The following is a 12,769-nucleotide window of genomic DNA, read 5'->3' on the forward strand; positions in this document are numbered from 1 at the left end:
TTCTCGGCTTCGTCGTCCTGCTGGGCGTCATCAACTTCATCGAGTTCGGTCGGGTTGACTAAGGCCCGCGCCGCCCTCGTCACGGGTGGCGGCAAGCGCATCGGCCGGGCCATCTGTCTGGCGCTCGCCGGCGCCGGTCACGACGTGGCCATCCACTATCGCAGCGATCCCGAAGAGGCCGAGGCTGTCGCCGAATCGGTGCGTGCGCTCGGCCGCCGCGCCGTCATTCTCAAGGCCGACCTGACCGACGAGGATCAGGTGCGCGGCCTGATCCCCGCCGCCGTCGCCGAACTCGGTCCCCTGTCGGTCCTGGTCAATAACGCCTCGGTGTTCGAGAACGACGCGGTCGGAGGCCTGTCGCGCGAGACCTGGGACAAACACCTCGACACCAATCTGCGTGCCCCCGTCGTTCTCGCCGAAGCCTTCGCCGATCAGGCGCCGGATGGCTCGGTCATCGTCAATCTGCTGGACCAGCGGGTGCTCAAGCCCGATCCGCGCTTCTTCTCCTACGCCCTGTCCCGCAACGGCCTGTGGTGGGCGACCCGGACCCTGGCCCAGGCCCTGGCGCCGCGCATCCGGGTCAACGGCGTCGGCCCCGGCCCGACCCTGCCCTCGATCCATCAGTCCGAAGCCGACTTCGCCGCCGAGGCCGCCGGCACCCTGCTGCAGAAGCCCGGCAGCCCCGAGGCCGTCGCCGCTGCCGTCGTCTGGCTGGTTCAGGCCGATATGGTCACCGGCCAGATGATCGCCGTCGACGGCGGCCAGCACCTGGCGTGGCAGACCCCCGACATCCTCGAGTCCGAGTATCCCCAATGAGCGCTGAGCTGAGCGGCGTCGCCGCCTTCCCCTCGACCGACACCGTCCGGCGCGAGGGGCTGACCGTCTTCGTGCGCGGCCTGACCATCGAAGCGGGCATCGGGGTCTATGACCACGAACACGGCCGGCTTCAGACCCTGATCATCGACGTGACCCTCGATCTGGGAGCGCATGCGGTTGAGCGGCTGTCGGACACCATCAACTATGAGACCATCGCCCAGGCGGCCCGCGACATCGCCGCAGAGGGCCATATCGGTCTGGTCGAGAGTTTCGCCGAACGCCTGGCCCTGGCCTGCCTGCGCGATGGCCGGGTGCGCCGGGTCACCGTGCGGGTCGAGAAACCCGGGGCTTTGCAGGGCGCGGTCGCTCCCGGCTGCGAACTGACCTGGGCTCGCTAGGGGCCGCACCCCGGCCCAACCCCTTGAAGCGGTTGCGCTCGGGCTCGCCGAGCGCCATTGTCCGCCCGATGACGACGGGGCCGTTCGGCGCCGCCGCCTGAACGGAGATCCTCGATGGCCGAACCCGGCGTACCGCATTCGCCCCAGGACGGCGCGCAAGAGCCCGAGGACGCCGACCTGTTCCGTGACGAGCCGGCGCCCGCCGCACCCCGCCGTCCGACCTGGGCCGCCCCGGTGCGTCCGGCGCCCGAGCCCGACCACCATGCCCACGACGAACTGATCGGCTTCACCAGCGCCGCCGCCCTCGCCGGGATCGAGCGCCGTGCGCCCGAGCCCGTTCCGGAGCCCGAGCCCGAGATCGAACCGGAACCCGAGGTCGAGGTCGTCGCGCCGGAACCTGAGGCCGAGCCGGTCATCACCCCGATTCCCGAGCCCGAACCGGTGATTCCCGCCCCGACCTTCGCGGCGCCCCGCAAGCGCGACCCCATCCTGGATCCCACGCCGGAGCCGGACGAAGCCGCTACGCCGTCAGAGCCCGTGTCTTCCGGATGGTCCGTGGAGACGCCGCTGGCGGCCGAGCGGATCGCCCCCGATACCCTTGGCCCCGATTCCTTGGGCCCTCTGTCGGCGACGCCCGCCTTCAGCCGGCCCTCTTCGGCGCCCGCCTTCGGTCGCGCTGACCAGAAGGGCAGCCGCAACGGGTCGGGCGACGCGCCCGAAGGGGCGACGGGTCTCTATACGATCTATGCCCTGATCCTGTTCGCCGTGCCGACCTTCGGCGTGGCGGCGGTGATCGGCCTGTTGATGGTCTGGATGCGTCCGAAGCCGGAACAACATCTGGCCCGCAGCCATTTCGAGTTCCAGACACGCACCTTGTGGATCGCCGCCATCGCCGCCGTGGTCGGCGCCGTTCTGGTCGCGGTGAACCTGGGGGTGTTCGTACTGGTCGCCATGGCGGTCTGGGTGATCATACGCGGCGCCTGGGGAGTGATGACGCTCTCCGCCGGCAAGCCGGTCGCCAATCCCCGCACCTGGATGATCTGAGACCAAGGAGCCCGACCGAATGACCGACGCCCCCCAGCCCCGTCTCGACAGCGGCCATGAGTCGGAAGGGCGGCCCGCCGCCATCATCGCCTGGGCCCTCTACATCCTGTCGATCCCCAGCGCGAACCTGCTGGTCATCGTCGGCCTGATCGTCGCCTACGCGGGACGAGGGACCGCCACGGGTCTGCCGCGTCAGCATATCGAGGCCCAGATTGCCCTGTTCTGGTCGGTCTTCTGGTGGACGGTCGGCCTGTGGATCGGAATTTTGATCAGCATTCCGCTGATGATGATCGGGGTCGGCATACTGACCCTTTGCCTGTGCGCTCTGGCCCTTTTCGTTCTGCACGTCTGGTTCACGATCAAGTCGATCCTCAGCCTGGTGAACCTGCTGTCCGACAACGCCCCCTGAAAGGCCCGGCTTTAGCCGCTGTTGCAGGCGCGCATCAATCGCAAGAGATCGCTTTCGGCGCGGAACACTCCGGCCCTCTGTCGGTTGCCGAACAAAGCAGAACGCGGGGAAGCGCCATCATGACCGACTTTCGCGACGTGCCGGCCGAGCATCGGTTCGAGCAGGGCTTCACCGACCCCGACGGCGCGCTCAGGGTGGTGTTCGCCGACTATGCGGTCCAGGGCGACCGCCGCGCCATTCTCCATGTCGAGGCCGAGCCCGAACTGCGCGGCTCGGGCGCCGCGGGCCAGTTCATGCAGAGCCTGGCCGATCACGCCCGCGACGAGAAGCTGAAGCTGACCCCGCGTTGCAGTTATGCGGTCGTCTGGTTCAAACGCCACCCCGACTACGCCGACGTCCTGGCCTGATGCCAGGCCTTGATCCCGGCCAGCTCGGCCCGGCCGCCGGCCTGCTCCAGACCTGGGTCCTGCCGGTGCTTCTGGGACTGGGTCTGGCTTCGGCGACGGGCCTGCGCACCTTCCTGCCCCTGTTGATGTTGGCCCTGGCGGCGCGGTTCGGCCTGTTCGGCGTCAGCCTGAACGAACACCTGGCCTGGATCGGTTCGCTCCCGGCAATCGCCGCCCTCGCCATCGCGGCGGCGGCCGAGTTCGCGGGCGACAAGGTCCCCGCCGTCGATCACGCCCTGACGGTCATGGGCGCCTTCACCCGGCCGATCGCGGGGGCCATAGCGGCGGCCAGCGTCTTCACCGGCGTGGACCCGACCACGGCCGCGGTCGCGGGGATCATCGTGGGGGCTCCGACCGCCTTCGCCTTCAACGCGGTCCAGGGCGGAACGCGGCTGACCTCGACGGCGACGACCGGCGGGTTGGGCAATCCGGTGCTGTCCTTCATCGAGGACGTGTTCAGCGTCGGCATGGTGCTGATCGCCTTTCTGGCGCCGCTGATCGTGCCGGTGGTCCTGATCGTCTTCGCCGTCCTGCTGTTCCGCCTGGCCAACCGCCTGCGCGAGCGGCCGAACCGATCAGCGGCCTAAAGCGTGCGGGCGACGATGGTTCGGATGGTCTCGGCCTTGACCGGCAGGTCGCTGTAGAGGCGCGAGGCGATCTCGCGGGCGCCGACCGGATAGGCGTCGCCGCCGTCGGCGATCTCCTTGGCCATCTCGGCGGCCTGAAGCAGGATCTTCTCGAACGCCTCGACCTGTTCGACGGCCAGGGCGCGGGCCTCGACCTGAAGGCGTTTGACGCGCTCGGCGGTGGTCTCGGGCGTGCGCATCATCTCATAGATGGCGCTCTCCGCCTCGACGAGGCGCAGATTGGGCTTGGCGGGCGGCTTGGACTTTGTGGTCGGCATGATCGGGTTCCCTCAGCTGAGAGAAAAAGTTCGCGACTGGCTCCGTCGTTCCGCGAAATTCATCCGTTAACGAAGAACCTTGGGCCACTGTGGCGAGGGCGCATCACGGCGGTCGGCGAAGCCGTCAAACGTGCTCTCGCACCTCGTCGTCCGCCTCATCGTCGAGTCTCTCGTCCTCCAGCACCTCGGCGGCCTCTTCGTTGAGGGCCTGGCCCTCGCGGCGCGGCTTGACGTAGGGCGCGGGCTGCGGGGTCGTGGTGTTGTTGCGCCACAGGGACCGGCCGGCGGTAAGCCCGCCCGCCACCTGAAGCGTCAGTCGCTCCTCGTCGCGGCGGCGGACGTCCTCGATGGTGTCGCGCGCCTCGTCCTCCGAGAAGCCCAGGTCCTTGAGCACATGCTCGCCGAAGGCCAGGGCGGACTCGAAGGTCTCGCGGATGTGGAACTCGACCCCGGCCTTGATCAGGCGGATCGAATGGCCGCGGTCATAGGCACGCACGAACAGCTTGGTCAGGGGGAACTCGGCCTTGACCAGCTCGACGATCCGGTCGGCCGTCTCCGGCTTGTCGACGCAGACCAGGATGGTCTCGGCCGATCCGGCGCCCGAAGCGCGCAGCACGTCCAGACGGGCGCCGTCGCCGTAATAGACCTTGAAACCGAAATTGCCGGCGGCCTGGATCATCTCGACGTCGATGTCGACGATGGAGACGTCCACGTCGCGCGCCAGCAGCGGCTGCGCCACGACCTGCGCGAAGCGACCGAAGCCGATGATCAGGACCCGCTCGCGCAGGTCCTTTGCCTTGTCGATGCCGTCCAGGGAAATGACGTCCTTCGGCTTGAACCGGTCGGCCAGCAGCATCCGCACCGGGGTCAGGGCCATCGACAGGATGACCACAGCCGAGAGGATGGCGGCGGTGCGGGCGTCGAACAGGCCGGCGGCCAGGGCGGCGCCATAGAGGACGAAGGCGAACTCCCCGCCCTCGCCCATCAGAGCCGCGCGCTTCAGGGCCTCGCCGTGGCCGGACTTGATCCGCGCGATCGCATAGACTCCGGCCATCTTGGCGAACATGAAGGCGGCGACCCCACCCAGGATCATCGGCCAGTCGCGGACGACGACGCCCAGATCCAGCGACATGCCGACGCTGAGGAAGAACAGGCCCAGCAGAATACCCCGGAACGGCTCCACATCGGCTTCCAGCTGGTGGCGGAAGGTCGATTCCGACAGCAGCACCCCGGCCAGGAAGGCGCCCATGGCCATCGACAGCCCGCCGAGGTCCATGGCCCAGGCGGCGCCTAGGACCACCAGAAGCGCGCCCGCCGTCATCACCTCGCGTCCGCCGTAACGGGCCAGTAGACGGAAGGCCGGGTTCAGCAGCCAGCGCCCGATCACATAGACGGCGGCGACGGCGGCGACGGCGAATCCGATGGTCAGCCAGATCGGTTGCGGGTCCTCGACCGCCGTGCCGAACATGCCGCCGAACACCGCGACCAAGGCCAGCAGGGGCACGATCGACAGGTCCTCGAACAACAGGATGGAGACCACCCGCTGCCCCGGGGCGTCAGCCTGTTCGTTGCGTTCTTCCAGCAGCTGCATGACGATGGCGGTTGACGACAGGGCGAAGCCGGCGCCGGCGATGACGGCGGCGGGGGCGGCCAGCCCGGCCAGAAGCGCGGCGCCGGTCAGAAGCGCGCCGCAGGTCATCACCTGCAGGAAGCCGAGGCCGAAGATTTCCTTGCGCAGGCTCCACAGCCGGGCCGGACGCATCTCCAGCCCGATGATGAACAGGAACATGACGACGCCCAGTTCGGCGACGTGCAGCACCGCCTCGGCGTCCTCGATCAGGCGAAAGCCGAACGGGCCGATGACCAGTCCGGCGGCGAGGTAACCCAGCACCGCGCCCAGACCAAAACGCTTGAACAGGGGCACGGCGACCACGGCGGCCGCCAGCAGGGCCACCGCATGACCCAGTCCCATTCCGCCGCCCGTCGGATCCGCCATCTTGCCAGCCCTGTCTCGTGAAGCTCCATAGTGGGGGCTGGGGCGCGGGATTGCCATCAGGACACAGTCGTTCCTCGCCTTTTTTGGTCCGCGACCCCGCCACAGTTTCGCCGAACGCGAGTCCGTGTGTTGCGGCAACGACAAATTCCGGAGGAGGACGCCATGCTCGCAGCCATTCTGAAACAGGGGGTGGCGGCTGTCGTCGGCCTGACCCTCGCGGCGCCTGGAGGCGCCCCTGTGGTCGCCCCGCCTGCGCCCGTCGCGGCCATGGACGGGGAGGCGACGCCCGCCGCCTGCGCGCCGCTGGGGTTCACGCTGACGCGGGTCGGCTATGCGCCGCCCCGCTCGACGCCCCCGCCCCCGCCGTCTCCGGTCTATGGGGCGTCCAGCGGGACCGAGGTCCAGGACGTCGTGGTCACCGGGACGCGTGTCCGCAACGCCCCGGCCGCACCGGCTCCCGGCTACGTTCCGCCTCCCGCTCCGCCTCCCCCGCCACCGCCGCCCTCCGCACCACCGCCGCCCGTATCAGCCTTCGTCCAGCCGCCCAGGCTCGACACCGAACGCTACCCGGACGCCACGCCCAATCCGGTGCGCCGCGTCGCGGACGCGCCCGTCTCGACCTTCTCCATCGACGTCGACACGGCCGCCTATTCCAACGTCCGCCGCTTCATCGCCGACGGCCAGCGGCCGCCGCGCGACGCCGTGAGGGTCGAGGAGCTGATCAACTATTTCGACTACGGCTACGCCCGTCCGACCAACCGCGCCGAGCCCTTCGCCGTGACCACGGCGGTGACCGCCTCGCCCTGGTCGCCGGGCCGTCAGATCGTCCATATCGGGCTGCAGGGCTATGAGCTGCCGGAGGGTGAGCGCAGGCCGCTGAACCTGACCTTCCTCGTCGACGTCTCGGGCTCGATGGGCAGCGCGGACAAGCTGGAGCTGGCCCAGAAGGCGATGAACCTGATCATCGACCGGCTTCGGCCCCAGGACCGGGTCGCGGTCGCCTACTATGCCGAGGGGGCGGGCACGACCCTGGCCCCGACGCCCGGCGATCAGAAGCTGAAGCTGCGCTGCGCCGTGGCCAGCCTCTACGCCTCGGGCGGCACCGCCGGCGCCACCGGCATGACCAACGCCTATGACCAGGCCCAGGCCAGCTTCGGCGCGGACAAGGTCAATCGGATCCTGATGTTCACCGACGGCGACTTCAACGTCGGGGTCACCGACAACAAGCGGCTGGAGGACTATGTCGCCGACAAGCGGGCAACGGGCATCTATCTGTCGGTCTACGGCTTCGGGCGCGGCAACTATCAGGACGCCCGGATGCAGGCCATCGCCCAGGCCGGTAACGGAACCGCCGCCTATGTCGACGATCTGGACGAGGCGCGCCGTCTGTTCAGCCCCCAGTTCGACAAGGGTGCCTTCCCCATCGCCGACGATGTGAAGATCCAGGTCGAGTTCAACCCGGGCCGCGTCTCCGAATACCGGCTGATCGGATACGAGACCCGGCTGCTCAATGAGGAGGATTTCAACAACGATCGCGTCGATGCGGGCGAGGTCGGGTCCGGCGCCTCGGTCACCGCCCTGTATGAGATCACCCCCGTCGGCGGGCCGTCTCAGATCTCCGAGCGCCGCTATGAGGGCAACCGGCCCACGCCCGCACTCCAGTGGGGCGCCGGCGATCCGGACGGCGAAGTCGGCTTCGTCCAGATCCGCTACAAGCTGCCCGGCCAGCCGACCTCACGGCTGATGCAGCATGTGGTGTCCAATGCCGGCGGTGACCGAGTCTCGGCCCAGCCGCCGGAAAGCACGCGCTGGGCCCTGGCCGTCGCCGCCTTCGGCCAGCGTCTGCGCGGCGATCCCTGGATGGCCGCCAACTACGACTGGGCCTCGATCCTCGAACAGGCCCAGGGCGCGCGCGGCGAGGACCCCTACGGCGACCGGGCCGAGTTCGTTCAGCTGATCCGCGCCGCCGATCAGACCTCGGCGAGAGGGACGCCCTGAAGCCCGCTTTCTCCTTGAGCCGACCATGGCGGGGCTGACTGCTGCCAGCTCCGCCAGCCGGATCATCCGACGGGCGCTTCAGGTCGGGGTCTAGTAGACGTCCCGGCGATACCGCCCGGCCTCGGACAGGGCGATCACCCGGTCGGCGCCGAGCGCCTCTTCCAGCGCCGTATGGACGCCCGAGGCCATGCCTTCGAGGGAGCCGCAGACGTAGATCGCCGCGCCCCGGTCGATCCAGCGGCGGAGTTCGTCGGCCTGTTCGGCGATGACGGCCTGGACATAGCGGCCGTCGCTTTCGTCGCGCGAGAAGGTGCGGTCCAGACGGGTCAGGACGCCCGAGGCCAGCCAGGCCTTGAGCTCGGCTTCGTGGAAGGCGTCGTGGGCGGCGGTGCGCTCGCCGAACATCAGCCAGGCGTCGCCGGCCCCATTCTGGAGTGAGCGGGCCTTGAGGTGGCCGCGCAGGCCCGCCAGGCCCGTGCCGTTGCCGATCAGGATCATGGGCGTCGCGGTGGCCGGGCCGTGGAAGCCGCGGTTCACCCGCACCCGCATGGCGACCTCGTCGCCGAGGCTTGCCTGACCGGTCAGCCAGCCCGAGGCCAGACCCGGCGTCCCGTCGGGATGACGCATCAGCCGCACCAGCAGTTCCAGCCGGCCGTCGGCGGGCAGGGAGGCGATGGAGTATTCGCGGGCTGCCGGACGGTCGCCTTCGGGGGAGGGGACGCCGATCTCGACAATGTCCCCGGCCGACCAGTCGGGCGTGTGGGCGATGGCCTCGAAGGCCAGGTGGAAGGCTTCGCCGCCGGGCCCGCCCGGGTTGAGCAGGCGCCGCTCGACCAGCGTCCAGCGGTCGTAGGACGGCGGGGTCCAGTCGGGCTCGGCGTTGGAGCCGGTGATCGCGTTCAGCTGATGCTGCCAGTGGCGGATGGCCTCGGGGTCGGCGTCGTCAACCTCGACCAGATCGAACAGGGGCGTGGCCCCCGAGCGCATCAGCCAGCCGTCGACGACATGGGCGAAGCCGCAGTAGTCCTTGTAGCTCCGGTCCCCGAGCGCCAGCATCCCATAGCTCAGGTCGGGCAGGGCGGCGTCGCGGTCGAGCATGCGGCGGAGCACGCGGCCGGCGCTGTCCGGCGCATCGCCCTCGCCGGTGGTGGCGACCACGAACAGGGCCCGCTTCGCCGCCGTCAGCATGTCCAGTTCAAGGTCGGCGAAGGAGACGACGCGCGCGCCGAGCCCGGCCTCGGCCCCTCCTGTGTCCTTCAGGGCGCGGGCGGTCATCAGGGCCAGCTCCTCGGCGAAACCCGTCTGGCTGGCATAGGCGATCAGGGTGGCGTCGGAGCCGCCGCCGCCGAAGGCCTCGGTGCGGGCGCGGTCGGCGCGACGCGCGCGGGCGCTGGCGATGGCGACCGCGACACAGACAATCAGCCAGAGAACCACCGCGACGCCGGCCGCGATCCAGTGGACGGGATCGGTCGTCACGTCAGTTTTCCTCTGGCGCGGGATCTTCGAGCATGGCGGCGTAGAGCGGGGTCATCCGCTCGATCGGCCCGCGCGGGGTGCGTTCGACGAAGTGGGCGGCCAGTCCATAGGCCTCTGCGAACTCGGGGCCGTCGTAGGGACCCATGACCGTCAGGGCCGTGGCGAAGGCGTCGGCCTTCATCGCCGAGGGATGGACCACGGTCACTGAGGCCAGGCCGTTGTCGATCGGGCGACCTGTGCGGCCGTCTACGGTGTGCGAATAGCGGCGGTCTTCGTGGGTGAAGGCCTTGCGGTAGTCGCCGGAGGTGGCGAGGGCGATGTCGATCAGGGCGATCAGGGTGCGGGGCGCCGGGCTGCCCGGCGGCTGTTCGATCTCGACCCACCAGGGCTGGCCGTCGGGCTTGACCCCGGCGCCCCGAAGCTCGCCGCCGATCTCGATCAGGTGGGAGGTGGCGCCCAGAGCGGTCAGGCGTTCGGAGACGCGGTCCACGGCATGGCCCTTGGCGATGCCGGAGAAGTCGAGTTTCATCCCGCCGGACTGGACAGCGGCCCGGGCCTCGCGGTTCAGGCGCAGCTTTTGCCAGCCGCAGAGCGCCTGGGCCGCGTCGATCTCCTCGTCGGAGGGCAGGGGGGCGTCGGCCGGGCGCGGACCGGGAGGCCCGAAGCCCCACAGATCGACCAGGGCGCCCAGCGTCGGGTCGACCGCGCCATTGGTGTCGTCGGCGATGTCCATGGCCGCGTCGAGCAGGGTCCAGAAGGGCTGGGACAGGGCCCAGGTCCCGGCCGGCGCGCCGTTGAAGCGGCTGATCTCGCTGGACGGCTCCCACGGGCTGAAGACGGCCACGACGGCGTTCAGCTCCTGACGAATGGCGGCGTCCAGAGCCTCCTTGTCCACACCCGGCGGTGCGACGATGCGGGCGGACCAGCCGGTGCCCATGGTCTCGCCGCCCAGGGTCCAGACGATGTCGCTGGGCGGGCGGGACGGCGGGGCGCTCATCGGCGGGATCAGGACGCGGTTGTCCGCACCGTCCTCTTCAGACGGCGAACCGCCGCCGATCAGGATCGACGGCGGCGCTCCCTTTGATCCCTTGAAGGTCAGGGCAGGACTTCCACGACGGCGGTGTAGCCGGCCGAGGGCGTCGGCGGCCCCATCGGACCCCGGCCTTCGCCGCCGCCGGCCGGACGTTGACCTTCGCCACCGGCCGGACGCTGGCCTTCCGGACGCGGGCCTTCGCCGCCTTCACGCTGGGGCGCGCCCGGACGGACGACGGTGTTGATCCAGTACATGCCGGCCTCGGGCCAGGTGACCGAGAACTTGCCGTCGGCGCCGGTCTTGACCGCGATCTCTTCCGGGGCGTCGCGATATTTGACGCCGCCGCGCACGATGGTGACGTCGGCGCCGGCCAGGGGGGCGCCGTCCTTGAGCAGTTGGAAGGTCGCGGCCTCGCCCACGGCCAGTTCGGACGGGTGGGTGGTCGGGACCATCTCGAGGCCCTGTCCGGTCGGCTGGAAGACGGTGCTGGTCGGCTCGCCCAGGGTGACGAAGGTCTCCAGGCGGTTGGAGTTGATCGCCGAGACCACGTCGGTCGCGCCCGCCGGGATGTTGGCGGTCAGTTCGGTCGCCGGGCCACGCCAGCGGCCGGGCGCGCCGTTCAGGGTCCAGGTGGCGTTGGCGGTCTGGGACACGCTGCCGACGCGATAGGTGCCGGGCTTTGTCAGGTGGACGTCGAAGGTCGAGCGCCACTGGCCCTGCATCGGGTGCTCGAGCGGCACATTGGAGCCGTCCGGCGCGGTGGCGCGCAGATTCTCCAGACGCATGGCGGCATGGTCGGCGTCAAACACCCCGTTGGAGATGCCGGCGTCGAAGCCGACCCAGCCGTCCGTGCCCGACAGGCTGGTGGTCGAGGGCAGGATCCAGGCGCGGTGGGCCTGGGCCGACAGGGGCGCGGCGAAGGCGGCGATCAGGGCGAAGACGGCAGCGCCGGTTTTGAGGCGGTTCATGTCTGTGGCTTCCTTCTAGCGGCTGACGGCGACGGAGACGGCGCCCAGTTCGGTGGAGCCGGCGACGCGGCCGGTGTTCGCGGCGCCCCAGCGGAAGGGCACGCGCACGACCTCGCGGCCGCCCTGTTCCCGGGCCGCCTCGACAACGATGTTGTACTGGCCGGCGGCGACCCCGGCGAGGCGGGCGGCGGGGATGGTGATGGTCTGACGGCCCGGGGCGCGGGTGGCGCCGGAGACACCGTCGGCGGGCATGCGCATGGCGCGGCCGCCCTTGCGCCACCAGGTGCGCAGGTCCTTCAGCCAGTTCTGGCCCTCGTTGTCCGGCTTCACCTGCTCGTACCAGACGGCCAGGGTGCGCACCGTGCTCTGGTCGGCCGGGTTCTCGATCCAGACGGCGACATAGGGGCGGTGATAGGCGGCGACCGGCAGGCGGGGGATCTCGATCGTCACGGTCAGGTCGGCGGCCAGGGCCGGGCCGGCGACGGCGGAGACCGCGGTGACGGCGAGGGCGGCGGCGGGGAGAAGGCGCATCGTTTTACTCGGTCAATGAGGGGAGGATCAGTGGACGAAAATGAGGGCGATGATGACGGGGATCAGCAGACCCAGACCCACCAGGGGCCAGGTCATGGGCCGGCTGCGCGAATGCAGCCACAGAAGGGTCAGGCCGGTCACCGCGAAGACGATGCAGGCGGCGGCGAAGACGTCGATGAACCAGTACCAGACCGGTCCGGTGTTCCGGCCCTTGTGCAGATCGTTGATGTAGGCGACCCAGCCTTGGGAGGTGACCTCGTACTGGGCCTCACCCGTTGCACGGTCGATGGTCAGCCATCCGTCGCCGCCGGGCATGGCAAGCGCCACATAGACCTCGTCGGCGGTGGTCTCGGTCGGCTTGCCGCCGATATTGGCCTTGAAGGTCTGACCGGCCCAGCGCGCCACGGCGTCCGGCACGGGGGCGGTCGTCTCCTCCGGCATCTCGGCCAGACGGGCCAGCAAGGGGGCGGGCAGGGTCCCGGTCTGGTCGGCGACGACGGGCGTCGCCTTGATCTGGGCCGCGTGGTTCAGGGTGATGCCGGTGGCCGCGAACAGGATCATCCCGGCCAGGGCCAGGCCCGCCGAGATCCAGTGCCAGCTGTGCAGCTGCTTCAGCCAGAAGGCGCGCGCCTTGTTGATCGCCGGCGGTTTCGCCTTGGCGGCCTCGGCGGTCTTCTCAGGCGTTTTGGAACGCGGGTTTGTGGTGGCTTCGGTCACGGCGTGGCTGTGCCATATCTTGCGAACGATTTG

At 69.9% G+C, this 12,769-nt stretch carries 14 protein-coding genes; 7 read left to right on the forward strand and 7 right to left on the reverse strand.

What is annotated here, in order from left to right; all coding sequences use genetic code 11:
- Positions 1-54: 54 nt before the first annotated feature.
- The 6 genes from ACW172_RS10815 (at position 55) to ACW172_RS10840 (ending at position 3,700) form a co-directional block, all read left to right on the forward strand.
- Positions 55-816 carry an SDR family oxidoreductase gene (locus tag ACW172_RS10815; protein WP_492031542.1) on the forward strand — a complete coding sequence of 254 codons (762 nt, stop codon included), beginning with the start codon at positions 55-57 and terminating at the stop codon, positions 814-816.
- Positions 813-1,214 (forward strand): dihydroneopterin aldolase, encoded by a 402-nt coding sequence (gene folB / locus ACW172_RS10820; RefSeq protein WP_492031543.1) that lies wholly within the window; start codon positions 813-815, stop codon positions 1,212-1,214. The genes ACW172_RS10815 and folB overlap by 4 nt, the downstream gene beginning before the upstream one ends.
- 114 nt (positions 1,215-1,328) lie before the next feature.
- Entirely contained in the window at positions 1,329-2,258 is a 930-nt protein-coding gene (locus tag ACW172_RS10825; protein ID WP_492031544.1) for a hypothetical protein, read from the forward strand.
- A gap of 19 nt (positions 2,259-2,277) precedes the next feature.
- Positions 2,278-2,667 (forward strand): hypothetical protein, encoded by a 390-nt coding sequence (locus ACW172_RS10830; RefSeq protein ID WP_492031545.1) that lies wholly within the window; start codon positions 2,278-2,280, stop codon positions 2,665-2,667.
- A gap of 119 nt (positions 2,668-2,786) precedes the next feature.
- Positions 2,787-3,074, forward strand: coding sequence for a GNAT family N-acetyltransferase (locus ACW172_RS10835; protein ID WP_492031546.1), 288 nt, complete (start codon positions 2,787-2,789; stop codon positions 3,072-3,074).
- Entirely contained in the window at positions 3,074-3,700 is a 627-nt protein-coding gene (locus tag ACW172_RS10840) for a DUF4126 domain-containing protein (RefSeq protein ID WP_492031547.1), read from the forward strand. The genes ACW172_RS10835 and ACW172_RS10840 overlap by 1 nt, the downstream gene beginning before the upstream one ends.
- Here ACW172_RS10840 and ACW172_RS10845 read toward each other — a convergent pair.
- Both ACW172_RS10845 and ACW172_RS10850 read right to left on the reverse strand, forming a co-directional pair.
- Positions 3,697-4,017: a hypothetical protein gene (locus ACW172_RS10845; protein ID WP_492031548.1), complete on the reverse strand. Its 321-nt coding sequence runs from the start codon at positions 4,015-4,017 to the stop codon at positions 3,697-3,699. The two genes, ACW172_RS10840 and ACW172_RS10845, sit on opposite strands and share 4 nt — an antisense overlap.
- 124 nt (positions 4,018-4,141) lie before the next feature.
- Complete coding sequence (locus ACW172_RS10850) at positions 4,142-6,013, reverse strand: monovalent cation:proton antiporter-2 (CPA2) family protein (RefSeq protein ID WP_492031549.1); 1,872 nt, start codon at positions 6,011-6,013, stop codon at positions 4,142-4,144.
- 162 nt (positions 6,014-6,175) lie between these two features.
- On the opposite strand from ACW172_RS10850, the gene ACW172_RS10855 reads away from it, so the two are divergent.
- Positions 6,176-8,011 (forward strand): vWA domain-containing protein, encoded by a 1,836-nt coding sequence (locus ACW172_RS10855; RefSeq protein ID WP_492031550.1) that lies wholly within the window; start codon positions 6,176-6,178, stop codon positions 8,009-8,011.
- Between the two features lie 90 nt (positions 8,012-8,101).
- Here ACW172_RS10855 and ACW172_RS10860 read toward each other — a convergent pair whose 3' ends face one another.
- The 5 genes from ACW172_RS10860 to ACW172_RS10880 all read right to left on the reverse strand — a co-directional run bounded on the left by ACW172_RS10860 (position 8,102) and on the right by ACW172_RS10880 (position 12,736).
- A complete protein-coding gene (locus ACW172_RS10860; RefSeq protein ID WP_492031551.1) occupies positions 8,102-9,487 on the reverse strand; it encodes a sulfite reductase subunit alpha in 1,386 nt (461 codons plus the stop codon).
- 1 nt (position 9,488) lies between these two features.
- Positions 9,489-10,484 (reverse strand): FAD:protein FMN transferase, encoded by a 996-nt coding sequence (locus ACW172_RS10865; protein ID WP_492031552.1) that lies wholly within the window; start codon positions 10,482-10,484, stop codon positions 9,489-9,491.
- 98 nt (positions 10,485-10,582) lie between these two features.
- Positions 10,583-11,488, reverse strand: coding sequence for a DUF4198 domain-containing protein (locus ACW172_RS10870; protein ID WP_492031553.1), 906 nt, complete (start codon positions 11,486-11,488; stop codon positions 10,583-10,585).
- A 15-nt stretch (positions 11,489-11,503) separates the two neighbouring features.
- A complete protein-coding gene (locus ACW172_RS10875; protein WP_492031554.1) occupies positions 11,504-12,019 on the reverse strand; it encodes a DUF2271 domain-containing protein in 516 nt (171 codons plus the stop codon).
- A 27-nt stretch (positions 12,020-12,046) separates the two neighbouring features.
- Positions 12,047-12,736, reverse strand: coding sequence for a PepSY-associated TM helix domain-containing protein (locus ACW172_RS10880; protein ID WP_492031555.1), 690 nt, complete (start codon positions 12,734-12,736; stop codon positions 12,047-12,049).
- Positions 12,737-12,769 lie beyond the last annotated feature (33 nt).

The sequence above is a fragment of the Brevundimonas sp. ALps5 genome, assembly GCF_058681645.1.

Excerpts from the sequence above, each read along its gene's own strand:
- folB (WP_492031543.1), top strand. The coding sequence starts at position 813 with ATGAGCGCTGAGCTGAGCGGCGTCGCCGCCTTCCCCTCGACCGACACC.
- ACW172_RS10825 (WP_492031544.1), top strand. The coding sequence starts at position 1,329 with ATGGCCGAACCCGGCGTACCGCATTCGCCCCAGGACGGCGCGCAAGAG.
- ACW172_RS10830 (WP_492031545.1), top strand. The coding sequence starts at position 2,278 with ATGACCGACGCCCCCCAGCCCCGTCTCGACAGCGGCCATGAGTCGGAA.
- ACW172_RS10835 (WP_492031546.1), top strand. The coding sequence starts at position 2,787 with ATGACCGACTTTCGCGACGTGCCGGCCGAGCATCGGTTCGAGCAGGGC.
- ACW172_RS10840 (WP_492031547.1), top strand. The coding sequence starts at position 3,074 with ATGCCAGGCCTTGATCCCGGCCAGCTCGGCCCGGCCGCCGGCCTGCTC.
- ACW172_RS10845 (WP_492031548.1), bottom strand. The coding sequence starts at position 4,017 with ATGCCGACCACAAAGTCCAAGCCGCCCGCCAAGCCCAATCTGCGCCTC.
- ACW172_RS10850 (WP_492031549.1), bottom strand. The coding sequence starts at position 6,013 with ATGGCGGATCCGACGGGCGGCGGAATGGGACTGGGTCATGCGGTGGCC.
- ACW172_RS10855 (WP_492031550.1), top strand. The coding sequence starts at position 6,176 with ATGCTCGCAGCCATTCTGAAACAGGGGGTGGCGGCTGTCGTCGGCCTG.
- ACW172_RS10865 (WP_492031552.1), bottom strand. The coding sequence starts at position 10,484 with ATGAGCGCCCCGCCGTCCCGCCCGCCCAGCGACATCGTCTGGACCCTG.
- ACW172_RS10870 (WP_492031553.1), bottom strand. The coding sequence starts at position 11,488 with ATGAACCGCCTCAAAACCGGCGCTGCCGTCTTCGCCCTGATCGCCGCC.
- ACW172_RS10875 (WP_492031554.1), bottom strand. The coding sequence starts at position 12,019 with ATGCGCCTTCTCCCCGCCGCCGCCCTCGCCGTCACCGCGGTCTCCGCC.